General features: G+C 54.8%; 19 protein-coding genes and 1 pseudogene. 16 read left to right on the plus strand and 4 right to left on the minus strand.

Features of this window, described 5'->3' with window-relative positions:
• A pseudogene (locus Q5911_RS04500) lies at positions 1–395 on the plus strand (3-isopropylmalate dehydrogenase); the annotation flags it as partial.
• A 73-nt stretch (positions 396–468) separates the two neighbouring features.
• Here the strand turns inward: Q5911_RS04500 and Q5911_RS04505 are convergent.
• The 3 genes from Q5911_RS04505 to Q5911_RS04515 are packed head-to-tail and all read right to left on the minus strand — an operon-like array spanning position 469 to position 4,325.
• Positions 469–2,550, minus strand: coding sequence for a glycogen debranching protein (locus Q5911_RS04505; protein WP_303181322.1), 2,082 nt, complete (start codon positions 2,548–2,550; stop codon positions 469–471).
• A gap of 60 nt (positions 2,551–2,610) precedes the next feature.
• Complete coding sequence (locus Q5911_RS04510) at positions 2,611–3,234, minus strand: response regulator transcription factor (protein WP_303181323.1); 624 nt, start codon at positions 3,232–3,234, stop codon at positions 2,611–2,613.
• A complete protein-coding gene (locus tag Q5911_RS04515) occupies positions 3,231–4,325 on the minus strand; it encodes a sensor histidine kinase (protein ID WP_138302706.1) in 1,095 nt (364 codons plus the stop codon). Before Q5911_RS04515 ends, Q5911_RS04510 begins: the two co-directional genes overlap by 4 nt.
• A gap of 147 nt (positions 4,326–4,472) precedes the next feature.
• Here Q5911_RS04515 and Q5911_RS04520 point away from each other — a divergent pair, with 147 nt between their 5' ends.
• The 10 genes from Q5911_RS04520 to Q5911_RS04565 all read left to right on the plus strand — a co-directional run bounded on the left by Q5911_RS04520 (position 4,473) and on the right by Q5911_RS04565 (position 16,051).
• The gene (locus tag Q5911_RS04520) at positions 4,473–5,423 is read left to right on the plus strand and encodes an ABC transporter ATP-binding protein (protein ID WP_033124625.1); all 951 of its coding nucleotides are present in this window, start codon (positions 4,473–4,475) and stop codon (positions 5,421–5,423) included.
• Between the two features lies 1 nt (position 5,424).
• Positions 5,425–6,558, plus strand: coding sequence for an ABC transporter permease (locus Q5911_RS04525; RefSeq protein ID WP_303181325.1), 1,134 nt, complete (start codon positions 5,425–5,427; stop codon positions 6,556–6,558).
• Positions 6,545–7,699, plus strand: coding sequence for an ABC transporter permease (locus Q5911_RS04530; RefSeq protein WP_303181327.1), 1,155 nt, complete (start codon positions 6,545–6,547; stop codon positions 7,697–7,699). The genes Q5911_RS04525 and Q5911_RS04530 overlap by 14 nt, the downstream gene beginning before the upstream one ends.
• Positions 7,700–7,762: 63 nt before the next feature.
• A complete protein-coding gene (locus Q5911_RS04535; RefSeq protein WP_303181328.1) occupies positions 7,763–8,947 on the plus strand; it encodes an iron-containing alcohol dehydrogenase in 1,185 nt (394 codons plus the stop codon).
• 24 nt (positions 8,948–8,971) lie between these two features.
• Positions 8,972–9,922 carry an ornithine cyclodeaminase family protein gene (locus Q5911_RS04540; RefSeq protein WP_076777175.1) on the plus strand — a complete coding sequence of 317 codons (951 nt, stop codon included), beginning with the start codon at positions 8,972–8,974 and terminating at the stop codon, positions 9,920–9,922.
• 3 nt (positions 9,923–9,925) lie between these two features.
• The gene (locus Q5911_RS04545; RefSeq protein ID WP_076777176.1) at positions 9,926–10,303 is read left to right on the plus strand and encodes a Rid family detoxifying hydrolase; all 378 of its coding nucleotides are present in this window, start codon (positions 9,926–9,928) and stop codon (positions 10,301–10,303) included.
• 50 nt (positions 10,304–10,353) lie between these two features.
• Entirely contained in the window at positions 10,354–11,184 is an 831-nt protein-coding gene (locus Q5911_RS04550; RefSeq protein ID WP_076777177.1) for an Mrp/NBP35 family ATP-binding protein, read from the plus strand.
• 256 nt (positions 11,185–11,440) lie between these two features.
• Complete coding sequence (locus Q5911_RS04555; protein WP_331591744.1) at positions 11,441–12,763, plus strand: putative DNA modification/repair radical SAM protein; 1,323 nt, start codon at positions 11,441–11,443, stop codon at positions 12,761–12,763.
• Positions 12,760–13,536, plus strand: coding sequence for a TIGR03915 family putative DNA repair protein (locus Q5911_RS04560; protein ID WP_303181333.1), 777 nt, complete (start codon positions 12,760–12,762; stop codon positions 13,534–13,536). Before Q5911_RS04555 ends, Q5911_RS04560 begins: the two co-directional genes overlap by 4 nt.
• 127 nt (positions 13,537–13,663) lie before the next feature.
• The gene (locus Q5911_RS04565) at positions 13,664–16,051 is read left to right on the plus strand and encodes an ATP-dependent DNA helicase (protein WP_303181334.1); all 2,388 of its coding nucleotides are present in this window, start codon (positions 13,664–13,666) and stop codon (positions 16,049–16,051) included.
• On the opposite strand, the gene Q5911_RS04570 is transcribed toward Q5911_RS04565, so the two are convergent.
• Positions 16,033–16,914 (minus strand): LysR family transcriptional regulator, encoded by an 882-nt coding sequence (locus Q5911_RS04570; RefSeq protein WP_303181335.1) that lies wholly within the window; start codon positions 16,912–16,914, stop codon positions 16,033–16,035. The genes Q5911_RS04565 and Q5911_RS04570 overlap by 19 nt on opposite strands.
• Positions 16,915–17,009: 95 nt before the next feature.
• Here Q5911_RS04570 and Q5911_RS04575 point away from each other — a divergent pair, with 95 nt between their 5' ends.
• From Q5911_RS04575 to Q5911_RS04595, 5 genes are all read left to right on the plus strand, one after another.
• Positions 17,010–17,741 carry a TIGR01906 family membrane protein gene (locus tag Q5911_RS04575; protein ID WP_303181336.1) on the plus strand — a complete coding sequence of 244 codons (732 nt, stop codon included), beginning with the start codon at positions 17,010–17,012 and terminating at the stop codon, positions 17,739–17,741.
• Between the two features lie 97 nt (positions 17,742–17,838).
• Positions 17,839–21,639: a phosphoribosylformylglycinamidine synthase gene (locus Q5911_RS04580; RefSeq protein WP_303181337.1), complete on the plus strand. Its 3,801-nt coding sequence runs from the start codon at positions 17,839–17,841 to the stop codon at positions 21,637–21,639.
• A gap of 255 nt (positions 21,640–21,894) precedes the next feature.
• A complete protein-coding gene (gdhA, locus tag Q5911_RS04585; protein WP_076777184.1) occupies positions 21,895–23,229 on the plus strand; it encodes an NADP-specific glutamate dehydrogenase in 1,335 nt (444 codons plus the stop codon).
• 91 nt (positions 23,230–23,320) lie between these two features.
• On the plus strand, positions 23,321–23,929 hold the full coding sequence (locus tag Q5911_RS04590; RefSeq protein WP_303181339.1) for a LysE/ArgO family amino acid transporter: 609 nt from the start codon (positions 23,321–23,323) through the stop codon (positions 23,927–23,929).
• A gap of 75 nt (positions 23,930–24,004) precedes the next feature.
• On the plus strand, positions 24,005–24,622 hold the full coding sequence (locus Q5911_RS04595; protein ID WP_303181341.1) for a sugar O-acetyltransferase: 618 nt from the start codon (positions 24,005–24,007) through the stop codon (positions 24,620–24,622).
• Positions 24,623–24,695 lie beyond the last annotated feature (73 nt).

Here is a 24,695-nt window from a genome sequence, read left to right on the forward strand (position 1 = left end):
AGGACCTGATGGAGAGATATGAGCGGCACAGACATTCAAAGTGGTACCAGGCGGCGATGGACCTGATCGTGCGGGCCACCTGGGACAGGATGAAGGAGGAGAAGGAAATGTGCGAGGCGTTGAGAGAGTTGTTTGCAGATGAGCTGCAGGAGTCGGAGGAGAGAGGAAAAGAAAAGGGGAAGGAGCAGGGGGAGGAGACAAAGCTTATATCACTGGTCTGCAAGAAAATCAGGAAAAACAAGGCAGTATCAGTCATAGCGGAAGAGCTTGAAGAGCCGGAGGAGAAGATAAGTCTTATCTGCGAGACGGCCCGCCGGTTTGCCCCGGACTATGACGCAGACCAGATCTACGCAGTCCTTGCCAAAAAAGAGACAGAGGAAGTGAAGAAACCGTAATAGACGGTCTGCATGTATATTTGAAACGATATTTTGCCCACACAGCAGCCTGTGTGGGCTTTTTCTGGTGTGATCATCGGCCTACAAGGACAATGACAGACCGCGCTCCGATGAGCAGACTGTCCCCTGCCAGCACAGGGAGGGGGTCCTCAAAGAGGATATGCTCCTCGTCTCCGGTGTTGACCGCGATGTGCCAGTGGAGGCCGCCGGGGAGGTGGGGCAGGGTCATGCTGTGGGCCTCCCAGTGCACATTGATCGCCAGATAGACAATGTCGTCCCTGGACTTGGACGAATCGTAGCCCGCAAAGAGGACGCCGGCCACCCCGTTTCCGTCATCCCGGGGCGCTTCCCAGGGCTCCTCCGAGTGATAGCTGATGTCCGGCAGGGTGTAGCGGCAGCTCCTGGCAGATCCCCGCAGCACCGAGTGCTCCCTGCGGAAGTGGATCATGTACTGGAAGAAGCGGAAGATGTCCTGGTGCTTTTCCAAAAGGGACCAGTCCAGCCAGGAAATCTCGTTGTCCTGGCAGTAGGGGTTGTTGTTCCCGAACTGGGTGTTGCAGAATTCGTCTCCCGCAAAGAACATGGGCGTGCCCCGGCTGCACAGGAGGACAGCGCAGGCGTTGCGTATCATCCTCATGCGCAGGGAGAGGACCTCCGGGTCGTCTGTCTCGCCCTCAGCCCCGCAGTTCCAGCTCCGGTTGTCACCCGCACCGTCTGTGTTGTCCCAGCCGTTTGCCTCGTTGTGCTTCTCGTTGTAGGAGTACAGGTCGTAGAGGGTGAAGCCGTCGTGGCAGGTGAGGAAGTTGACGGAGGCGTGGGTGCCCCGTATCTTGGGGTCGTAGATGTCCGGGGAGCCGCTGATCCGCTGCAGGGCCGCGGAGGTGTGGGAGATGCCTCCTTTCAGGAAATCTCTCATGTCATCCCGGTATTTTCCGTTCCACTCGCTCCAGCGGTTGAAGGAGGGGAAGTTGCCCACCTGGTAGAGACCGCCTGCATCCCATGCCTCCGCGATCAGCTTTGTGTTTCCCAGGAGCGGGTCAAAGGCCAGACTCTTGAGGAGCGGAGGGTGCTCCATGGGTGAGCCGTCCTCGTTGCGCCCCAGGATGGAGGCAAGGTCAAAACGGAAGCCGTCTATCCTGTAGGAGGTGACCCAGTAGCGCAGGCAGTCCAGGATCAGCTGCTGCACCACCGGGTGGTTGCAGTTCATGGTGTTGCCGCAGCCGCTGAAGTTGTAGTAGCAGCCCTCCGGGGTGAGGAGGTAGTACACGTTGTTGTCAAAGCCTTTAAAGGAGAAAATGGGACCGTTCTCGTTTCCCTCCGCCGTGTGGTTGAAGACCACGTCCAGGATGATCTCAATGCCGTTGTCGTGGAGCTCCTTTACCAGCTCTTTCAGCTCCAGCCCCTCCCGGTTGTACTCCACGTCAGCGGCGTAGCTGGTGTTGGGGGCAAAGAAGCTGACCGTGCTGTAGCCCCAGTAGTTGAGGAGCTCTTTCCCGTTGTAGGTGCGCTTGTCCATGAGCTCGTCGAACTCGAAGACAGGCATCAGCTCCACCGCATTGACGCCCAGGGCCTTCAGGTAGGGGATTTTTTCTTTTACGCCCAGGAAGGTGCCGGGGGCGGACACATCCTTTGCCATCTTTGTGAAGCCGCGCACGTGGAGCTCGTAGATGACCAGGTCCTCTATGGGGGTGCACAGCTGGGGCGCCACGCCCCAGTAGAAGTTGTTTTTTACCACCCTGGCCCGGTAGCCCTTCTCCAGCACCTTCTTCCCCCAGGTGCTCTGGCCGGTGATGGCCTTGGCGTAGGGGTCGATGAGGATGTTTTTCTTGCTGAACAGAAGGCCCTTCTCGGGGGCCCAGGGACCGTCCAGGCGGAAGGCGTACTCGAATTCCTCCACGTCCAGGCCGAAGACGATCATGGAGAAGACATTTCCTATCTTGTAGTTCTCCGGGATAGGGAGGACGGCATAGGGCTCCTCCGCCTCCCGATGGTAGAGGAGGATCTCGCAGGAGGTGGCGCTTTGGGAGTGGACCGTGAAGCTGACTCCCGACGGGATGGCCCAGGCTCCGAAATACTGGTAGAGGCCCGGGCGGACGCGAAATCCATTGATAGTTGCAAGCGGTTCCATGTGGGCTGGTAAGGTTTCTTTGATCATAGCTGCCTCCTTTGTCTGCTGTGTTGTCTGTTGTGTTGTCGGGTGTGTGGAGTGGACGGGTTACTGCAGGTGCTGGTAAAAAAAGACGGCCAGCTGGGTGCGGTCTCTGAGGGAGAGCTTTTCCAGCAGGCTGCTCAGGTAGTTCCTCACGGTTCCCTTCCCCAGGAACATGCGGGAAGCGATCTCCCTGTTGCTGAGTCCCTCCGCCACCAGACTGATGAGCTGATACTCCCTGTCTGTGAGACCGTACTCCTCACGCGGAAAAGCTTTCTCTTTCTGGAGAAGCCCCGGGATGCGGGACATGATCTCCGTGCCGAACACGGTCTGGCCTGTCTGCACGGCCCGCAGGGCGGGCAGGATACTGCTGTAGTCGGCTTTCAGGAGATATCCTTTGACCCCGCAGCGGAGGGCCTGGATGATGTACTCGTCGTCTGAAAATGTGGTGAGAAGGAGGATGCGGGCTCCCGGATCCTCCGCGAGGACAGCCTTTGAGGCCTCCAGGCCGCTCATGCCCTCCATGCGGATATCCATGAGGAGCACGTCCGGCCGCAGGGCTCTGTAGAGGGAGAGGGCCTCCCGGCCGTCGCTCCCTGTCCCTGTGACCGTGACATGCGGGTCTGCCTCCAGTATGGTCTTCAGCGCTGTGGTCACGAGCGCGTCGTCGTCAATGATCACTATATTCATATAGATTTCCTTTCTGTCATGTCTTTTGCCGCTGCCTTTGGGACAGAGGCGTGGATGGAAAATCCCTGCTCTGTGTTAAACTGGATGACGCCGCCCAGGCAGCGGATCCGCTCCTTCATGTTTGAGAGCCCCATGCCGTCCGTGAGAGACAGAGGGGCGGAGGTGCCGTTGTCCTGGATGCACAGCCGGTAGAAGCCGGGGTGCTCCCGGAAGGAGACGGTGACCCTGGAGGCATCGCTGTGGCGTATCACATTGCTCAGGGCCTCCTTGCAGATCATGATCACACTGTATTTTACCTCCCTCGGGATGGACAGCCCTGCCTCGTAGGAGAGGGAGGCGCTGCAGAACTGAAAATCCCGGATCAGGTCCTCCATCGCCTCCTTCAGGCTGACAGAGTCATCCCGCAGGTCGTGGACGCTGCGCCGGATGCTTGTCATGGCGGTGTGGAGGGTGTCCTCCAGCTCCTCCAGCGGTCTGTCCAGAGCCCTGTCCTGGCTAACCGTGCGGATAGCCCCTGTCATGAGGATGGAGCGGGAGAGCATATGTCCCACATTGTCGTGGATCTCCCTGGCGATCCGGTTCCGCTCTTTCAGGGTCGCGGTGTACACCTGGTAGTCCTGGTTTTCCAGCAGGGCTCTGTTTTTTTCTTCCAGGAGAAGATTTCTCTCCATGCCTGTGTCCCTGGCCGCATGGACCTCTTTTTCCAGGCGCAGGCCCTCCTGCGTCCGCCTGGCAAGGAGCAGGGCGGCCAGGCAGAAGCACAAAAGAAAAGCGGCGGGCCTGGGGCTGGCAGCGGGGACGTGGAAGGCTGCGGGCAGGAGGCACAGGGCAAAGAGAAGGGGGCTTTTGCAGGTGCAGACGGTGTACAGCACAGGGGGCAGGAAGATAAGCTGCCAGGGCGTAAGGAGAGCGGAAATAGTCCAGCAGAGAAAGGCGGGGATATATACGGATTTCCGCGGAAAGAGGAGGACGGCGGAAAGGCAGATCAGGGTTACCAGGAAGCCGGTGACGGCCCAGGTCAGGTCCTGACAGAAGAGGGTCAGGGACAGGGAACAGACAAACAGGAGAAGGCAGTCGCTCAGTCGTTTCATCAGGGGCCTCCTTTCTTTGGGATGGATAAAAAATGACAATTGTCATTCGGTCTGCTGACAGGTGACACTATCATTATAGGACGGAAACTTTTATACTACAAGTGAAATCAAAAATGAGAGAGGGAGGTCAGTATGGAGGAGAAAACCATTGTCAGTATACACAATCTGGTGAAGAGATACGGGGATGTGCTGGCTCTTGACCATCTGGATCTGGAAATAAAGAGAGGGGAGATATACGGCCTTTTGGGGCCAAACGGGTCGGGGAAGACCACGGCCATCAACTGCCTGCTGGCTCTCCTTGGATATGACAAAGGGAGCATCCGGGTCTTCGGAGAAAAGATGGAGCCGGACAGCTATGAGAGCAAGAGGAGGATCGGCGTGGTCATGCAGAATGTGGCCGTCTTCGAGGAGCTGACCGTGCGGGAGAACATCGACTATTTCTGCAGCCTGTATGTGAAGGACAAAAAGCGGCGCAGGCAGCTTGTGGAGGAGGCGGTCCGCTTTACCGGGCTGGAGGACCATCTGAAAAAATATCCCAAAAAGCTTTCCGGGGGACTTCTGCGCAGGCTGAACATCGCCTGTGGCATCGCGCACCGGCCGGAGCTGATCCTCATGGATGAGCCCACGGTGGCGGTAGACCCCCAGAGCCGCAATCACATCCTGGAGGGGATAAAAAAGCTCAATGAGCAGGGCTCCACCATCATTTACACATCCCATTACATGGAGGAGGTGGAGAAGATCTGCACCAGGATATCCATCATGGACCGGGGCCGCATTCTGGCCACAGGCACAAAGGAGGAGCTGAAGGCCATGATCGGCACCGGGGAGACCATCACGGTGGAGACAGGCGGAATGACAGGAGAGCAGGTGGAGGAGGTCAGGCTGCTCCCGGGCGTGGTGTCGGCAGACTGCCAGGAGGGAGTCCTGCGGGTGCAGTGCACCCAGGGGGCGGGCAACCTGACAGGGCTTCTGCACAGGCTGGAGGAGGCGGACATTCCCTTCGGGAGGGTCTGGTCCCAGCCCCCCACGCTGAACGACGTGTTCCTGGAGATCACGGGAAAGCGGCTCAGGGACAGAAAGGAAGAGGAGGAGGGATAAAATGGGAACCTATCTGAAATACAGATTTCTCACCCTTGTGCGGGAGAAGTCCTTTATGTTCTGGGCTCTTGCCTTTCCGCTGATCCTGGCGGTCCTCTTCTACGTGTCCTTCGGCAACCCGGCAGGGGATGGCATGGGAGAGAAGATGCAGTCTGTGCCGGCCGGCGTGGTGATCACGGAGGAAAACCCTCCTTTCTCTGCCTTCCTCGAAGCCCTGGACGGGGACGTGATAGAAATAAAAGAGTATGAAGACAGCCAGGAGGCTTTCGCCGCGCTGCGGGAAGGAGATGTGACAGGCGTCTTCACCGTAAAGGAAGAGCCGGAGCTGACAGTGGACGGCTCCGGGCTTGCACAGAGTATCCTTGGGGAACTCATGGAGGGGTACGAGCAGCAGGCCTTTCTCCTTGCCCGGGCAGCCAAGGACCACCCGGAGGGAGTGGAACGAGCCGCCGCGGCCGCACTGGAAGCGTCCGAGGAGAGCGGGGTGCGGGAGGTGAGCCTTGGCGGAAGGACCACTAATACGGGAGTGCAGTATTTCTTTGCCCTCATCGCCTTCTCCTGCCTGTCCGGCGCCTATCTTGGCATCAAGACGTGCTGCGACGGGCAGGCCAATCTGTCTGCCCTGGGAGCCCGCCGGAGCGTCTCTCCCATGCACAAGCTGAAGGGGATCCTGGCGGATTTTGCCGTGCTGATCCTTCTCCACTATGCAAATGTGCTGGTGCTGACCGGATTTATATGGCTCGTGCTGGGAGTGGACCTTGGCAGCAGCCCGGGATGGGTCCTTCTTGTGGACCTTGCGGGGACCCTGATCGGGGTGGGCATTGGCATCCTGACAGGGAGCATCAGCCGTTTTTCCTTCTCCATCAAGATGGGGCTTTGCGTCTGTGCGACCCTGTTTCCCTCCTTCCTGGCAGGGCTTATGTTCGGGAACATGAAATATGTCATAGAGACCCGCTGCCCGGTCCTTGACCGGATCAACCCTGCGGCAGTGCTGAGCGACGCCTTCTACTGCCTGGCGGTGTACGAGGACTATGACAGACTGCTGGAGGATATGGCGATCCTGGGAGGCATGAGCATCCTCTGCATCCTCCTGGCCTTCGCCGCAGTGAGGAGGGAACAGTATGACAGTATTTAGAGGATTTATCAAGCTGGCGCTCCGTCAGCTCCACATGCTGCTCCTGTATGTGGCTGTCTTTGTGACTATAGCTGTTATTGTCCAGCTCTCCCTGAGAGAGGAGGGGACGGATACCTTTGAGATGACCTCTCTGCCTGTGGCCGTGGAGGACCGGGACGGGGGAGCGGCGGCAGAGGGGCTGAAGGAATACCTGGGACAGATCCACCGTGTGACGGAGTGGGAGGGGGACCTGACGGGTCTGCAGGAAAAAATGTTTTACAGGGACATCTACTATTTAGTGCGGATACCGGAGAACTTTGAGGCTGCCTGCCTTGCGGGGCAGGAGAAGCTGGAGGTGACCAAAATCCCGGGGACGACCAGCGCTTACTATGTGGACAGCCAGATCAGCGCCTGGCTTCGGGAGATGAAGGCCATGCTGGCAGCGGGATACGGGATCCAGGAGGCCTGCGCCCTTGTGCTGCAGGCCCAGAGCGGGGCCGGCTCTGTTCAGATGCTGGACGAGAGCGGGTACGGGGGAGAGCCGGCGCCCCACGCCTTTCTCTTTCAGTATCTGCCCTACATGGTCCTCTCTATCCTGTGCTACGGGGCGGCCTTTATCATGATCGCCTTCAGGAAGGAGGAGGTGAGGCGAAGGCTCCTTGTATCCCCTGTGCCCAGGCTGCGTCAGAACCTGGGGCTGATGGCCGGATATCTGGTCCTGGGGGCGGTTGTGTGGGTGATCTCCCTGATCTTGCCGGTCACCCTCTACAGAGGTGACTTCCTGTCAGACGGAAATCTTCCCTATTATATGGCAAATGTGACCGCCCTGGTCCTGGTCAGCCTCTCCATCGCCTATGTGATCGGCATGCTGGTGAAAAACGCGGACATAGTGAACGGTGTGGTCAATGTGGTGACCCTGGGCATGTGCTTCCTCTGCGGTGTCTTCGTGTCTATGGATGTCCTGGCCGAGGGGGTGAGGCGGGCGGCAGCGTTCCTGCCTGTGTACTGGTACGAGACTGTGAACGGGATCCTGTCGGACCACGCCTCCCTCACGGCCGGCCAGAGGGCGGAGGTGCTGCAGGGGCTGGGGCTCCAGCTTCTCTTTGCGGCGGCCATCTTCGGCGTGGGGATGGCGGTGAGCAGATACCGGGAGACCGATTGAATTTGAGACCTCCTTATGTTACAATCTTTAGAGTACGATTGGAGCGTAAGGAGGTCTTTTATTATGAAAAATTTTGTGCAGTACGCACCCACGGAGATCGTATTTGGAAAGGATGCGGAGAAGGAAGCCGGGCGGCTTGCCAGGAAGTGGGGCGGGGATAAGGTCCTCATCGTCTACGGCGGCGGAAGCGTGGTAAGGAGCGGCCTTCTGGACAAGGTGAAGGAAGAGCTGACGGCCGAGGGCGTGTCCTATGAAGAGCTGGGCGGCGTCAGGCCCAATCCCCGCCTCGGTCTGGTGAGAGAGGGCGTGAAGAAGGCGGCGGACTTTGGCGCGGACCTGATCCTGGCCCTGGGAGGCGGAAGCGTCATCGACACAGCCAAGGCTGTGGCCATCGGTGCCGCGGATCATTCTGTGGACGTGTGGAGTTACTGGGCCGGGGAGAGACAGGTGCAGGCGGCTCTGCCGGTGGGTGTCATCCTCACCATCTCCGCAGCGGGCAGCGAGACAAGTGACTCCGCTGTCATCACCAACGAGGAGACCGGCAAGAAGGCGGGAATCAACACGGATTTTAACAGACCGAAGTTTGCCATCATGAACCCGGAGCTTACATACACCCTGCCGAAATACCAGCTTACCTGCGGCATCGTGGATATCATGATGCATACGCTGGAGCGGTATTTCACGCCGGTGGACGGCAACATGCTGACCGATGAGATCGCAGAGGGACTCTTAAGGACCATGATCACCTGTGGGAAAAAGGCATATGAAGACCAGACGGACTACGATGCCATGAGCGAGATCATGTGGTGCGGCAGCATTTCCCACAACAATCTGACAGGTCTTGGACGGCCAAAGGATTTCCTCTGCCACAAGCTGGGACATGAGATCGGCGGTATGTTTGATGTGGCTCACGGTGCAACCTTGTCCGCTATCTGGGGAAGCTGGGCAAGGTACGTGTACAAGATCGATCCGGCCAGATTTGCCCGGTATGGAGAGAAAGTATGGGGCATTGTTGAGGATGATGAGGAGAAGGCGGCTGTGGCGGCTATTGAGGCGACAGAAGATTTCTTTCGGTCTCTCCATATGCCCGTCTGCATCGGGGAGTTGGAGATAGGCGTGCAGTCGGACGAGGTGCTGCGGAAGCTGGCGGACAGCGCCACAAAGGGGGATACCATCCTGCTGGGTTCATTCAAGAAGATAAATGCGGAGGACGCCTACCAGATTTACAGGGCGGCAAACCATGACTGAGAAAGATACGAGAGGTGAAACGGTATGATTTTTTTAGGAAAAGAAGAAGTTGAGAAGCTGGTGGACCCAAATGAGATCATGGACCAGATTGAGGAGGCTTACCGGATCTTCGGGGCGGATGCCTACTATATGCCGCCCCGCCCGGTGATCGAGCACGAGAACAAGACGCTCATCTACATGCCATGCTTCACGGAAGACATCATCGGCACCAAGATGCTGACCATCTTCCCGGAGAACGCAAAGCTGGGGCTTCCCTCCCTGGACGGGCTTGTGATCCTGAACGACAGGACAACAGGCGCGCCGTTGGCCATCATGGATGGCCAGGCTGTGACGGCATGGAGGACAGGGGCTGTAGGCGGCGTGGGGATCCGCCATCTGTCCAGAAAGGATGCCCGCACAGTAGGTATTGTAGGCGCTGGAGCACAGGGCTTCCACCAGGCTGTGTACGCCTGCGCGGCCAGGAACATTGAGACCGTCTACATCTGGAACCACAGCGACCGTGATCTGACGGATTTCATGGCAAGACTGAAGAAGACTATTGCGGATCCGGCGGTGGAAGTAGTACAATGTAAGACAGTGGAAGAACTGGTGAAGGCCAGCGATATCATCTGCACCGCCACCCCGTCGGAGGAGCCGGTACTTCCCAATGACAGGGAGCTGCTGGAAGGAAAATGCATCATCGCCATTGGGTCCTATACTCCGCAGATGCGGGAGATACCGGATGTGATCTGGGATCTGGTGGACAACGTGTACATCGAGCTTCCCTATGCCTGTGAGGAGAGCGGCGATCTGAGCCAGCCGCTTGCCGAGGGAAGACTCACCATGGACAGAGTGGTTCTTATGGATAAGTTCCTGGCATCCGGGGCTGACGAAGATGAGATCGCAAAGAAAACCACATATTTTAAATCTGTGGGCATGGGTCTTTTTGACGTGTGTGTGGCACAGAAATTACTGGAGAAAGCAAAGGAGAGATAAGAAATGAAATTAGTAGCGACAGAGAAAGCACCAAAAGCACTTGGACCGTATTCACAGGGATACATTTACAACGGCGTGTTCTACGCGGCAGGACAGATCGCCATCAACCCGGCAACAGACGCAGTTGAGGCAGATACCATCGAGGGACAGACAGAACAGGTGTGCAAGAACATCGGCGAGCTCCTGGCGGCAGCAGGCACAACCTACGACAAAGTCATCAAGACAACCTGCTTCCTGGCAGACATGGGAGACTTTGGTGCGTTTAACGAGGTGTATGCAAAATATTTCACATCCAAACCAGCCAGAAGCTGTGTGGCTGTGAAGACACTTCCAAAGAATGTGCTGTGTGAGATCGAAGTCATCGCGGCAGTGGAAGAGTAAGAACAAAAGCCCTGGAAGGCAGAAGAGTAAGAAAAGAGGTAGAGTGAAAAATGGCAGAGCAGCAAAACGGGTGCTCCCCCTCCGACTGTGCGGGGTGCGCCCATGCAGACTCCTGCGGCAGCAAGCCCCAGGATATGAGGGAACCGGCGAACCCGTTTTCTCATGTGAATAAAGTGATCGCCGTGGTCAGCGGAAAAGGCGGCGTGGGCAAGTCCATGGTGACAGCCTCCCTGGCAAGGATCATGCGGGAGCAGGGATTTTCCGTGGGGATCCTGGATGCGGATATTACAGGGCCGTCCATCCCGAAGATGTATGGTATACACGAGACGGCAAAGGGGAGCGACGAGGGAATCTTCCCCAGCGTGGCAAAGGACGGCACGAAGGTCATGTCCGTCAACCTGCTCCTGGAGCATGAGTCTGACCCGGTGATCTGGAGAGGTCCCATCATCGCGGGAGTGGTGAAGCAGTTCTGGACCGATGTTATGTGGGGGGAGCTGGATTACCTGTTTGTGGACATGCCTCCCGGAACCGGGGACGTGCCTCTCACGGTGTTCCAGTCCCTGCCGGTGGACGGTATCGTCATCGTCACCTCCCCCCAGGACCTGGTGCAGATGATCGTGGACAAGGCCTGTAACATGGCCAGGCAGATGAACATTCCGGTGCTGGGCATTGTGGAAAATTACAGTTATCTCGTATGCCCGGACTGCGGAAAGAAGATCTCCGTGTTCGGCGAGAGCCACATCGAGGAGACAGCCCGGGAACTAGGCGTGCCGGTCCTCGGGAAAATGCCCATTGACCCGAAGCTGGCGGAGTCCGTGGAAGAAGAACGGTTCTACGAGGCGGACAACCAGTACCTGGCGGACGTGGTGAATAAGTTATAACGTAAATGGGGACGTAACCCTTTTTAAAAGGGTTACGTCCCCATTTACGTTTGTTGGTGTGCAATTTTGTATCATCCCCTGCGTAAAAATGAACAAACTGGTGTGAAATTGTGTATCACATAAAATAAATAATGGCAGTAAGAGAGGACCGAAAGAAAAGGACAGTCATATTTATCGCCTCTTGACATGCAGAACGTACGTTTGTATACTGAAATAAGAACATATGTTCTATATTGTTAAGAGGAGATGTATAATCATGGAACTTCAGCAGTCTATATCCATAGCTGACAAACTGAAAATACTGACTGACGCGGCCAAATATGATGTGGCCTGCACGTCTAGTGGCACCCAGCGCAGCAACGACGGCACGGGCATCGGAAGCTGTGCTCAGGCGGGAATATGTCACAGCTTTTCTGCGGACGGGAGATGCATTTCCCTGCTGAAGATCCTGTTTACAAATGAGTGTATCTACGACTGCAAATACTGCATTAACCGAAGGAGCAACGATGTGCCAAAAGCCTCCTTTACCCCGGATGAGATCTGTACGCTGACGATGGAGTTTTACCGGCGCAATTACATAGAAGGCCTGTTTTTGAGCTCTGGTGTGCTGAAAAGTCCGGATTATACAATGGAGCTTATCTACGCGGCGCTCTATAAGCTGCGGACAACGTACCGCTTTCAGGGCTACATCCATGTGAAGGCTATTCCCGGCACTAGTCAGGAGCTGCTGGAGAGGCTGGGATTTCTGGCGGACAGGATGAGCGTCAACCTGGAACTGCCTACAGCAGAGGGACTGCGTCTCCTTGCGCCCCACAAGACAAGAGAGAGGATCCTTGCGCCCATGCGGCTTGTGCAGAACAGAATGGAGGAAAACAGGCAGGAGATCCAGCTGTACCGGAATGCCCAGAGATTTGTGCCCGCCGGGCAGAGCACCCAGATGATCATAGGCGCCACACCGGAGACGGATTTTCAGATCATTCATGTGGCAGAGGCTCTCTATAAGAAGTTCGGGTTAAAGCGAGTGTTCTATTCTGCTTTTGTACACGTAAATGAGGACGCCTCCCTGCCGGCCAGAACAGGGGAGGGGCCGCCACTCCTTCGGGAACACCGACTGTACCAGGCGGATTTTCTGCTCAGATACTACCAATTTCAGGCTGGGGAGCTCCTGACAGAAGAAAATCCAAACTTCAATATTTTCCTTGATCCCAAGTGCAACTGGGCTCTGCGCAATCTGGATGTATTTCCTGTTGAGGTCAATACCGCAAGATATGAACTTCTGCTGCGAGTACCAGGCATTGGTTACAAGTCGGCTGGAAGGATCGTGAAGGCCAGGCGGTATGGAAAACTGGATTTTGGCGATCTGAAGAAAATGGGGGTGGTGCTCAAAAGGGCTCTGTATTTTCTGACGTGCAGCGGGAAGATGATGTATCCGGTAAAAATCGAGGAGGACTATATCACGCGGAATTTATTGAATGTAAAGGAGAGACTGCCTGAGGGGGCCGGCGGCATGACATTCAGACAGCTCTCGCTTTTTGATGATGTAAGATTTGGCAGTGCGGCGGAGGGAGGCGTCATATGAAAACAATCTATATCTGCACAGACAGCATCACAGGAATCTTTTCTGCTGTGTATGAGGCGTGGAAAGACCGGCGCCGGGAGGGGGCAAGCGGGATTGCGATCCAGGGCAGCGTGGAGCCGGAGCTGTTCTGCGAGTACCGGGAGATCCTGGAAAAGGAGAGTAAAGCGGAGGCAGTGGAGCGGATGATCCTGGGCAATCTTGGTCAGGATGTCTATCACCATATTTACTATGCAGCTCTTTCGCGGGACGACCAAAAAGGCGAGGCGATCCTGGGTACCCTTCTTGCGGCCCGGAAGATCAGGCAGCCCCGGAAGATCATGGAGCATCTTGGAAACTCTTCTGTAGAAAAGGTGTTTGAGTTAAGCCGTGCTGTGGGAAATGAAGCCCATCTGCTGACAGGGTTTGTGCGCTTTCAGGAACTGGAAAATGGAATACTTTTTGCGGACATCACACCGAAAAATCAGGTCCTGCCCTGTCTGGGAGCTCATTTTCAAGAACGCTTTCCACTGGAGAACTGGATGATACGGGATAAAAACCGGGATATGTTCGTTGTTCACGAGTCGGGACGGCGCTGGGTCCTGGTGCAGGAGGAAGATATGGAAGGCCGATTGGATGCGAGACTGTCCCGCCTTTCAGATCAGGAGGAAGAAATGCAGAAGCTGTGGCGGGAGTTTTGCAATACCATTTCCATTAAGGAAAGAGAAAACCCCAAATGCCAGAGGACTCACCTTCCGCTTCGGTACCGCCCCAACATGACAGAATTTGTTAGATAGTTCAGGATAGACAATTCCAAAAAATAATCAGATATTATTTTTTTGCTATGCACAATACCCCACCAGTTGGTTTGATTTCGGACGTAACATTGTTGAAAAGTATTACGTCCCCACTTATAATAGACCTATGGAAAAGCAACTGATCAAAATTTCGGTCCGCGCCCTGGTGGAGTTCATCCTCCAGAGCGGGGACCTTGACAATCGAACTGCCTCAGCTGACAAGGAGGCCATGCAGATGGGGGCCCGCCTCCACCGGAAGATCCAGCGGCAGATGGGAAGTCTGTACACTCCGGAGGTGTCCATGAAGTGCCAGGTACCGTACGAAAAGTTCATCCTCCAGGTGGAGGGGCGGGCGGACGGCGTCATGGATACGGAGGAGAGACTGGTCATTGACGAGATCAAAGGCGTGTTCAAGGATGTGAACACGATGGAGGAGCCAGTCCCGGTGCATCTGGCCCAGGCCAAATGCTATGCTTTTATCTATGGGGAGCAGAACGGGCAGGAGAAGATGGGTGTGCAGATGACCTACTGCCATCTGGAGACTGAAGAGATCCGCCGTTTCCGGCAGGAGTACACGATAGAAGAATTGAGAGAGTGGTTTTACGGCATCACGGATGCCTATGAGAAGTGGGCACTCTTCCAGGTGGAGTGGAAGGAAAAGCGGAATGCCTCCATCAAACAGGTGGAATTTCCCTATCAGTACAGGGAAGGGCAGAAAAAGCTGGCAGCCGCAGTCTACAGGACCATCCAGCGGAAGAAAAAGCTGTTTATCCAGGCACCCACGGGGGTGGGCAAGACTATGGCCACGGTCTTTCCTGCTGTGAAGGCAGTGGGCGAAGGGCTGGCAGATAAGCTTTTCTACCTCACGGCCAAGACTATCACCAGGACAGTGGCCCAGCAGGCCTTTGACATTCTGAAACACGCTTGTTCAGAAGAGGATGAGAAGGGGGCTCTCTGCTACAAAGTCATTACCCTGACAGCCAAGGAGAAGATCTGCTTCTGCGAGAAGCCGGAGTGCAACCCGGACTACTGCCCTTACGCCAAAGGGCATTTTGACAGGATCAACGATGCGGTCTACGAGATGATTATCACCTCTGACGACATGAGCCGGCAGGCGGTGGAGGAGCAGGCAAAGAAGTGGCAGGTGTGCCCTTTTGAGCTGGGGCTGGATCTGTCTTTGTGGGCAGACGCGGTGATCTGCGATTACAATTATGTCTTTGACCCAAACGCAAAGCTGAAGCGTTTTTTTGGTGAGGGAGTAAAAGGGGACTATATTTTCCTGATCGATGAGGCACACAATCTGGTGGAGCGGGGGCGGGAGATGTTCAGCGCCAGCCTCTGTAAGGAAGATGTGATGAAGGTGCGCCGCCTGGTAAAGACAAGAGATGGGCGGCTGGCCCGTCAGCTGGAGGAGTGCAACCGCCAGCTCCTGGCCCTGAAGAGGGAGTGTGACGGCTGCCAGGTGCTGGAGAGTGCCGGAGGCATCTACCTGAAGCTTTTGTCAGTCATGGCGGAGATGGAGAGATATCTGGAAGAGTGCAAGGAAGAAGATGTGCGGGAGGAGGTGCTGGACCTCTATTTTGAAGTGCGGATGTTCGAGACGATCTACGAGAAGCTGGATGAGAATTATATGATCTACTCGGAGATTGACGGGGAGGGAAAATTCCTCATCCGCCTGTTCTGCGTCAACCCTGCGGTGAACTTAAATGAGGCGCTGGAAAAGGGGGTGAGCACGGTCTTCTTTTCTGCCACCCTCCTTCCTATCCGGTATTACAAGCAGCTCTTGAGCACAAAAAGTGACGACTACGCTGTGTATGCGGAGTCCACCTTCGCAAGGGAAAACCGCCTTCTCCTCCTGGGAAATGACGTCAGCACCCGCTACACGGCGAGGGGAGAAACCACCTACCGGAAGTATGCCTCCTATCTCCTAGAGATGGTGCGGGAAAAAAAGGGCAATTACATGGCCTTTTTCCCCTCCTACAAGTTCATGGAGGAAGTATACGACCGGTTCCTCCTCCTGGCTGAGAAGGAGGGAAGCCGGATCCAGTGTGTGATCCAGGCCCCTTACATGTCGGAGGAGGCGAGGGAGATTTTCCTGGAAGAATTTGAGGAGGAGAGAGAGGAGAGCCTGCTTGGGTTCTGCGTTATGGGCGGCATCTTTTCCGAGGGCATCGATCTGTCCAGAGACCGGCTTATAGGCGCTGCGGTGGTGGGGACCGGACTGCCCCAGGTGTGCAGGGAACGGGAACTTCTGAAAGACTATTTCGACAAAAAAGGGCTTCGGGGATTTGACTATGCTTACGTCTATCCGGGCATGAACAAGGTGCTCCAGTCTGCGGGCCGTGTCATCCGCACGGAGGAGGACAGAGGGGTGATCCTGCTTTTGGACGACCGCTTCCGGGAGCCCAGATACAAAGAGACCTTCCCAAGAGAGTGGGAAGGCCTGGAGATATGCAATGTGAAAAATGCGGGTGATAAAATGCGGCTGTTCTGGGATCAGACTTCCTCGAAATAGTCGAGAAAGGCAGCAGCTGCCTTGGACAGGGGGATGCGTGTGCCCCGGACAGCCAGCAGCTCCCTCTGGGGCAGTTCTTCCTTTGTCTTTACGACGAAGAGATTGTCGTCCTCCCCGGGAATGCAGTAGTCCGGGAGAAAGGCGATGCCCAGCCCGATCTTGGCCAGGTCAATGAGCAGGTCATTGCTGCTAAGCTCCACCTCCGGGACAAGGTCCAGGTGATGCTGCTGGAACTGGCTGTGGAGAAATTCGCTGGTGGTGCTTTTTTTGTCCAGCATCAGGATGGGATACTTAAGAAGCTCTGCAAAAGAGAGCTGGCGGCCTTTTAGTTCCTCAAAGTCCCGGTTGGCCAGAAAGACATCCTGAAACAGTTTGATCCGTTTGACCGTGGCAGCGCTCCCTAAGTAGGCGTTGGGCGAGTTGACAACGATAAAGTCCACTTGTCCTGATTTCAGCAGCTCCACGCTCTGGATGGAGGTGGCGTTGGTCACCTTGATGTGAGCGCCGGGAAAAGCCTCGTGGAACCGCTTGATGTAGGGCACGAGAAAATACCGGCAGATGGTGTCGCTGGCGCCGATGCGGATCTGTCCTCCGGTGGAGGCGGACTCCATAAGCTGGGACTCTCCCCGCTGGATCAGGTTCATGGCCGGCTCCACGTGACGCAGCAGGATCTCCCCCTCGGGTGTCAGCTGGACTCTCTTTGTGCTCCGGATAAAGAGAACCTGGTCCAGCTTTCTCTCTAACGTCTTGATGGATTGGCTCACCGCTGACTGGGAGATGAAAAGCTGCTTGGAGGCCTCGGAAAAACTTAAAGTCGAGGCAACATAGTAAAATACTTTATATAATTCATAGTTAATATCCATGATAAGTCCTCCTAATAAAAATCATTAGTATTATAAGGGAAAATCAGGGAAATTACAATCACAAAAAACAAGACAACAGAAAGAAGGATTGCTTTATGAAGAAACTGCATCACATACTGGCCGTGGCAGCCATGTTCCTGCTTGTGCTGGCCCTCCTGATCACCAGCTTTCAGATCGCCATCTACGGAGATCCGGACTATGCATTTTATGAGAGGGAATACGAGAAATACAATGTCACGGATAGTCTTGGCATGGAGATGGAGGATGTCATGGATGTGACAGAGAAGATGATGGATTACCTCATCGGGGAGAGACCAGAACTGTCAGTGATCACAGAAGTGGAGGGGCAGACCCAGGACTTCTTTAACGAGCAGGACCGGCTCCACATGGCGGATGTAAAGAACCTGTTCCTTGGAGGCCTGTCTCTTCGGTGGTGGCTGCTGGGGGGAGCTGCAGTGCTTATCATCCTCCTTGTGATCCTGAAAGGAGACTGGAAACGGATCCTTCCAAAGGCATATTTTATAGCGCTGGGTATTTTTCTGGCATTGACTGTGGTGCTGGGGCTTCTGATCGCCTCGGACTTCACAAAGTATTTTACGATCTTTCACGAGATATTTTTCACCAATGACCTGTGGCTTTTTGACCCGGCCACGGATTACATGATCCGAATGCTCCCAGAGGGATTTTTCTATGATATGGTCATGCGGATCGGAGGCGTTTTCATTGGCTCGCTTCTGATCCTGCTGATCGTCTTTCTTGTGTGGCAGCGCTTCCTTGGGAAGGCAAGTCCGGCACCGGATGCCAAAGGAAATAAGAAAAACTTATAAAAATGTTTAGTTATATTAACTTTACTAATAATAAACCCCATGTTATCATAGAGTTAGCGTATCATAAAATGAACATATAAAAAACGGAGGAAGTTTTATGGGCAATGTAAGACGAGTATATGTGGAGAAAAAACCGGAGTATGCAGTCCAGGCGAAAGATCTCTTCCACGAGATCAAAAGCTACCTGGGGATAAAGACTCTCACCAGCGTGAGGGTGCTGATCCGCTACGATGTGGAGAATATTTCAGAGGAGACTTTTGAAAAAGCCTGCAGAGGTGTTTTTGCGGAGCCGCCGGTAGACATTTTGTATAAAGAGACATTTCCGGCAGCGGAGGATGACAGGATCTTTTCTGTAGAGTTCCTCCCGGGACAGTTTGACCAGAGAGCGGACTCTGCCGAGCAGTGTATACAGTTTATAAAGGAAGATGAGAAGCCGGTTATCCGCACCGCAACCACCTATGTGATCGGGGGAGAACTGACGGATGAGCAGTTTGAGGCAGTCAAACATCACTGCATCAACCCGGTGGATTCCAGGGAGACCGGTATGGACAAGCCGGAGACCCTTGTGACAAAATTTGACGAGCCGGCAGATGTCAAGGTCTTTGACGGGTTTAAGGACCTGGAAGAGGAGAAGCTCCGGGAGCTCTATGATTCCCTGGGACTTGCCATGACATTCAAGGACTTCCAGCACATCCAGAACTACTTTAAGGGCGAGGAGGACAGAGATCCCTCTATGACAGAGATCCGTGTGCTGGATACGTACTGGTCTGACCACTGTCGTCACACCACCTTCTCCACTGAGCTGAAGGATATTACATTTGGAGAGGGAGATTACAAAAAGCCTATCGAGGACACATACCGCCAGTATCTGGCGGACCACAGCGAGATCTTCAAAGGACGGGAGGACAAGTTTGTCTGCCTGATGGATCTGGCTCTCATGGCCATGCGCAAGCTGAAGAAGGAAGGAAAGCTGGAGGATCAGGAGGAGTCCGACGAGATCAACGCCTGCAGCATCGTTGTGCCGGTGACTGTGGACGGCGTGGAGGAAGAGTGGCTTGTGAACTTTAAAAACGAGACTCACAACCACCCCACGGAGATCGAGCCTTTCGGAGGGGCGGCTACCTGCCTTGGTGGCGCTATCCGCGATCCCCTGTCAGGACGTACCTATGTATATCAGGCCATGCGTGTCACCGGAGCAGCGGATCCCACTGTCTCTGTGAAAGACACCATGAAAGGGAAACTGCCCCAGAAGAAGCTGGTGCGGGAGGCTGCTCACGGATACAGCTCCTACGGCAACCAGATCGGTCTTGCTACCGGGGCGGTCAAGGAAATCTATCATCCCGACTATGTGGCCAAGCGCATGGAGATCGGCGCTGTCTTAGGAGCAGCCCCCAGGCGTGCAGTGATCCGTGAGACTTCAGATCCGGGAGACATCATCATTCTTCTCGGCGGACGTACGGGCCGGGATGGCTGCGGCGGCGCTACAGGTTCATCCAAGGTGCATACGGAGGAGTCCATCGAGACATGCGGCGCGGAAGTGCAGAAAGGAAATCCGCCTACAGAGAGAAAGATCCAGCGCCTCTTCCGCAGAGAGGAAGTGAGCTGCCTGATCAAGAAGTGCAACGACTTTGGCGCAGGCGGCGTGTCCGTTGCCATCGGTGAGCTGGCAGACGGCCTCAGGGTGGACCTGGATAAGGTGCCGAAGAAATACGCCGGACTGGACGGAACGGAGATCGCTATCTCTGAGTCCCAGGAGCGTATGGCAGTTGTGGTAGATCCAAAAGATGTGGCAGCCTTCATGGGCTATGCGAAAGAGGAAAACTTAGAGGCTGTGGAAGTGGCAGTGGTGACAGAGGATCCAAGACTTGTCCTTGTGTGGAGAGGAAAAGAGATCGTGAACATCTCCAGAGCTTTCCTTGATACAAACGGCGCCCACCAGGAGATAAGCGTGGCCGTGGACATCCCGGACCGCGCAGGCAAGGTGCTGACGGATAAAGTGGAAGTGACAGATGTGAAAGCAAAATGGCTGGAGACACTGGCAGACCTGAACGTATGCTCTCAGAAAGGGCTTGTGGAGATGTTTGACGGTTCCATCGGAGCAGGATCTGTGTTCATGCCTCACGGCGGAAAATATCAGATGACAGAGACCCAGGCCATGGTGGCGAAGCTCCCTGTACTGAAAGGGGACTGCGACACAGTGACCATGATGAGCTACGGCTTTGATCCCTACCTGTCAAGCTGGAGCCCCTACCATGGAGCGGTCTACGCTGTGACAGAGTCTGTGGCCAAGATCGTGGCAGCAGGCGGCGACTACCGGAAGATCCGCTTTACTTTCCAGGAGTACTTCCGCCGGATGACGGAGGACCCCCACCGCTGGAGCCAGCCGTTGGCCGCTCTCCTTGGAGCCTATGCGGCCCAGCTTGGATTTGGTCTTCCTTCCATCGGAGGCAAAGACAGTATGTCCGGTACTTTCGAGGACATCGATGTGCCGCCTACTCTTGTTTCCTTTGCCGTGGATGTGGCAAAAGAAAAAGATATCATCACGCCGGAGCTGAAGAAAGCGGGAAGCAAGCTTGTGTGGCTGCGCATCCCGAAGGATGAGTACGATCTGCCGGTATATGAGAAAGTGATGGAGCAGTACGGAAAATTTGCGGAGGATATCAAGGCCGGAAGGATCATCTCCGCCTACGTGCCGGACCGCCACGGCGTCATCGCCGCTGTCAGCAAGATGGCCTTTGGAAACGGCATGGGCGTGAAGATCGAGCACAGCATGGATGAAAGAGAACTCTTTGCCCCCGCCTTCGGAGACCTGGTAGCTGAGGTGCCGGAGGGCAAAGTGGGAGAGCTGCAGATCACCTACACGGTCATCGGTGAGGTGACGGATGACAAGGCTTTCTCCTACGGCGATGCAGTCATCGGACTTGACGAGGCGGAAGAGGCATGGACAGGCACTCTGGAGAAAGTGTTCGCCACACGGTCCGGCGCCCAGGACGGCCCCACAAGCTGGTTCATCAGATCAGAGAAGAAAGAGGACGGAGAGCTTAAGGAAGATGGCTGCTTCCACGCATCAAAAGTCCACATCTGCAGCCACAAGATCGCCCAGCCCACGGTGTTCATTCCTGTGTTCCCGGGCACCAACTGCGAGTACGACAGTGCGAAGGCCTTTGAGAGAGCAGGGGCCAGGGTCATCACGAAGGTGTTCAGGAACATGGACGCGGCGGACATCGTGGATTCTGTGGACGTGTTTGAGAAAGCCATCAGCCAGTCCCAGATCATCATGTTCCCGGGCGGATTCAGCGCAGGCGATGAGCCCGATGGATCAGCCAAGTTCTTTGCCACTGCTTTCCAGAACGCGAAGCTGAAAGAGGCGGTGGAGAAGCTCTTAAATGAGAGAGACGGCCTTGCCCTTGGTATCTGCAACGGCTTCCAGGCCCTCATCAAGCTGGGTCTTGTGCCAAATGGAAAGATCACAGGGCAGACAGAGAATGCACCGACGCTGACCTACAACACCATCGGACGGCACATCTCCAAGATGGTGTACACAAAGGTGGTGACAGACAAGTCCCCATGGCTTGCAAAAGCCGATCTTGGCGGCGTCTATGTCACTCCTGCTTCCCACGGAGAGGGACGCTTTGTGGCTCCTGCCGAGACCATTGCACAGCTCTTTGCAAACGGACAGGTGGCTACACGGTACTGTGATCCGGAAGGAAACATCTCAAATGACGAGGAGTGGAATGTGAACGGCTCCTACTTTGCCATCGAGGGCATCACGAGCCCGGACGGAAGGGTGCTGGGCAAGATGGCCCATGTGGAGCGCCGGGGCCGGAGCGTGGCCGTGAACATCTACGGAGAGCAGGATCTTAAGATCTTTGAGTCCGGCGTGGAGTATTTTAAATAAAGCAGCTGGATAAAAATGCATTTTTGCATGTGCAATATTGCAAAGTTTCTGTAAAAATATACTAAACAGGGTACGAAATGCAGGAATGAAAGTATAAAGTTGCAAAAAAATCATAAAAAATACAAAAAATACTTGTGTTTTGCCCGGGAATATTTTATTCTGTTAAAGAGGCAAAGAGGTCTAGTTAAGAGCAGGCTTATGCCTGCTCTTTTTGCTGGCTTCCGCCTGATAAGAAGATCAAGGAGGAAGAAAACAATGTCATATGTAGATGAAGTGATTGAAAGAGTTGTGGCAAAGAATCCGGCAGAACCGGAATTCCATCAGGCTGTAAAGGAAGTGCTGGAGTCCTTAAGACCTGTAATTGAGGCAAACGAGGAGAAGTACAGAAAAGAAGCTCTTCTTGAGAGACTGACAGAGCCTGAGAGACAGTTCAAGTTCCGTGTGCCGTGGGTGGACGACAACGGACAGGTACAGGTAAACACAGGCTACCGCGTACAGTTTAACAGTGCGATCGGACCATACAAGGGCGGCCTTCGTCTTCATCCGTCTGTAAACCTTGGTATTATCAAGTTCCTCGGATTTGAGCAGATTTTCAAGAACTCCCTTACAGGACTGCCCATCGGCGGCGGCAAGGGTGGTTCTGATTTCGATCCCAAGGGTAAATCAGACAGAGAAGTGATGGCATTCTGCCAGAGCTTCATGACAGAGTTATGCAAATATATCGGCGCTGACACAGACGTTCCGGCCGGCGACATCGGAACAGGCGCAAGAGAGATCGGATACATGTTCGGACAGTACAAGCGCATCCGCGGACTGTACGAAGGCGTTCTGACAGGAAAAGGCCTGACATACGGCGGATCCCTTGTAAGAACAGAGGCTACAGGATATGGTCTTCTGTACCTGACAGAGGAAATGCTGAAGATGAACGGTAAGGACATCGCAGGCAAGACCATCGCTGTATCCGGTTCCGGAAATGTTGCCATCTATGCTACAGAGAAGGCACAGCAGATGGGTGCAAAAGTAGTGACCATGAGCGACTCCACAGGCTGGGTATATGACTCTGAGGGCATTGACCTTGCAGCTATCAAAGAGATCAAGGAAGTAAACAGAGCAAGACTTTCCGAGTACAAGAAATACCGTCCCAATGCTGAGTACCATGAGGGCAGAGGCGTATGGAGCGTGAAAGTGGATATCGCTCTTCCCTGCGCGACACAGAACGAGCTGCATCTTGAGGACGCAAAAGCCCTTGTTGCAAACGGATGCATCGCAGTGGCAGAGGGTGCCAACATGCCTACAACACTGGATGCTACCGAGTACCTGCAGGAGAACGGCGTTCTCTTCGCACCTGGAAAGGCTGCAAACGCCGGCGGTGTTGCCACATCCGCTCTTGAGATGTCCCAGAACAGCGAGCGCTTAAGCTGGTCCTTCGAGGAAGTGGACAGCAAGCTGAAAGGCATCATGGTCAATATCTGCCACAGCATGGCTGACGCTGCCGAGAGATACGGACACGCAGGCAACTATGTGATGGGTGCAAATATTGCCGGATTTGAGAAAGTCGTAAATGCCATGGAGGCACAGGGTATCGTCTAGGATTTTCCTGGCGGTATGACCGGACATATATAAGTGGAAAAACGGCGCAGATGCGCCGTTTTTTCTACACATAAAAAGGAAGGAGGCGGCTATGGGATTTTTTCTGCAGGGGCTGTCGATAGGTCTTGCCTATGTGGCACCCATAGGACTGCAAAATCTTTTTGTCATCAACGGCGCGCTGACACATACGCGCCGCCGCGCCCTGGCGACCGCGCTGATCGTCATCTTCTTTGATGTGACGCTGGCTCTGGCCTGCTTTTTCGGCATCGGCGCGGTGATGCAGCGCTGGGAGTGGCTGCAGAGGATCATTCTGCTGGCGGGGAGCATTGTCGTCATTTCCATAGGGGCAGGCCTGCTGCGGGCAGAGACGGAGGAGTTAGACCGCTCCGGGGAGGTCATGTCCCTTAAAAAAACCATCTGTTCTGCCTGCGTTGTGACCTGGTTCAATCCCCAGGCCATCGTGGATGGGACCATGATGCTGGGAGCCTTCCGGGTGACGCTGCCTGCCTCGGAATCTCTTCCCTTCATCTGCGGCGTGGGGACGGCCTCCTGCCTGTGGTTTACAGGACTGACCCTTGTGATCTCCATGTTCAGCAGAAGGTTTAATGTCAGGGTGCTGCGGGTCATCAATGTCATCTGCGGCGTCATCATTCTCTTTTACGGGTGCAGGCTGCTCATCAGTTTCTTTCAGCTTATCTGACATATGGGTCGTCCTCGGTTGTTTTTTCTGCTATAATGATCATATTATGAAAATTCGAGAGTGGAGGAACAGGATATGGACAGGGAAACAGCAGAGAAAATGCACGGGGGCGGACTCTATCTGCCCACAGACGGGGATCTTCTTAAGGAGCAGGCGGTCTGCCTGGATCTTCTCTATGACTACAATCATCTGAAGCCCTCCAGGGGAGAGGAAAAGAGGGCGCTGCTGGAGAAAATGTTTGCAGAGATAGGCGAGGGATGTTATATTGAAACACCGTTCTATGCCAACTGGGGCGGAAAACATGTCCATTTTGGCAGCCATATCTATGCTAATTTCAATCTGACTCTGGTGGACGATACACACATCTATGTGGGGGATCACACAATGATCGGCCCCAATGTCATCATTGCCACGGGCGGACATCCGGTGCTTCCGTCTCTCAGGGAGCAGGAGTACCAGTTCAACCTGCCGGTGCATATTGGGAGAAACTGTTGGATCGGAGCGGGAGCCATCCTCCTTCCCGGTGTGACTGTGGGGGACAACACTGTGATAGGAGCAGGCAGTGTCGTGACAAAAGATATTCCGGCGGACGTGGTGGCGGTGGGAAATCCCTGCCAGGTGATGCGCCCCATCGGAGAGGAAGACAGAGAATTTTACTCCCGGGGACGGCGGATCGATCCGGATCTTTTGTAAATCCACAGCCCGAAAACGCCGTAAAAACGCCGTTTGCAACCCTTTTGAAAAAAATGTAAAAAAAGTGTTGACA

Origin of the sequence: Lachnoclostridium phocaeense (genome assembly GCF_959599685.1) — a bacterium.
Classification (GTDB): domain Bacteria; phylum Bacillota; class Clostridia; order Lachnospirales; family Lachnospiraceae; genus Claveliimonas; species Claveliimonas monacensis.

What these genes read in the sequence shown, in the direction of transcription:
- Q5911_RS04505 (WP_303181322.1), bottom strand. Translation starts at nt 2,550, where the DNA reads ATGATCAAAGAAACCTTACCAGCCCACATGGAACCGCTTGCAACTATC.
- Q5911_RS04510 (WP_303181323.1), bottom strand. Translation starts at nt 3,234, where the DNA reads ATGAATATAGTGATCATTGACGACGACGCGCTCGTGACCACAGCGCTG.
- Q5911_RS04515 (WP_138302706.1), bottom strand. Translation starts at nt 4,325, where the DNA reads ATGAAACGACTGAGCGACTGCCTTCTCCTGTTTGTCTGTTCCCTGTCC.
- Q5911_RS04525 (WP_303181325.1), top strand. Translation starts at nt 5,425, where the DNA reads ATGGGAACCTATCTGAAATACAGATTTCTCACCCTTGTGCGGGAGAAG.
- Q5911_RS04530 (WP_303181327.1), top strand. Translation starts at nt 6,545, where the DNA reads ATGACAGTATTTAGAGGATTTATCAAGCTGGCGCTCCGTCAGCTCCAC.
- Q5911_RS04535 (WP_303181328.1), top strand. Translation starts at nt 7,763, where the DNA reads ATGAAAAATTTTGTGCAGTACGCACCCACGGAGATCGTATTTGGAAAG.
- Q5911_RS04540 (WP_076777175.1), top strand. Translation starts at nt 8,972, where the DNA reads ATGATTTTTTTAGGAAAAGAAGAAGTTGAGAAGCTGGTGGACCCAAAT.
- Q5911_RS04545 (WP_076777176.1), top strand. Translation starts at nt 9,926, where the DNA reads ATGAAATTAGTAGCGACAGAGAAAGCACCAAAAGCACTTGGACCGTAT.
- Q5911_RS04550 (WP_076777177.1), top strand. Translation starts at nt 10,354, where the DNA reads ATGGCAGAGCAGCAAAACGGGTGCTCCCCCTCCGACTGTGCGGGGTGC.
- Q5911_RS04555 (WP_331591744.1), top strand. Translation starts at nt 11,441, where the DNA reads ATGGAACTTCAGCAGTCTATATCCATAGCTGACAAACTGAAAATACTG.
- Q5911_RS04560 (WP_303181333.1), top strand. Translation starts at nt 12,760, where the DNA reads ATGAAAACAATCTATATCTGCACAGACAGCATCACAGGAATCTTTTCT.
- Q5911_RS04565 (WP_303181334.1), top strand. Translation starts at nt 13,664, where the DNA reads ATGGAAAAGCAACTGATCAAAATTTCGGTCCGCGCCCTGGTGGAGTTC.
- Q5911_RS04570 (WP_303181335.1), bottom strand. Translation starts at nt 16,914, where the DNA reads ATGGATATTAACTATGAATTATATAAAGTATTTTACTATGTTGCCTCG.
- Q5911_RS04575 (WP_303181336.1), top strand. Translation starts at nt 17,010, where the DNA reads ATGAAGAAACTGCATCACATACTGGCCGTGGCAGCCATGTTCCTGCTT.
- Q5911_RS04580 (WP_303181337.1), top strand. Translation starts at nt 17,839, where the DNA reads ATGGGCAATGTAAGACGAGTATATGTGGAGAAAAAACCGGAGTATGCA.
- gdhA (WP_076777184.1), top strand. Translation starts at nt 21,895, where the DNA reads ATGTCATATGTAGATGAAGTGATTGAAAGAGTTGTGGCAAAGAATCCG.
- Q5911_RS04590 (WP_303181339.1), top strand. Translation starts at nt 23,321, where the DNA reads ATGGGATTTTTTCTGCAGGGGCTGTCGATAGGTCTTGCCTATGTGGCA.
- Q5911_RS04595 (WP_303181341.1), top strand. Translation starts at nt 24,005, where the DNA reads ATGGACAGGGAAACAGCAGAGAAAATGCACGGGGGCGGACTCTATCTG.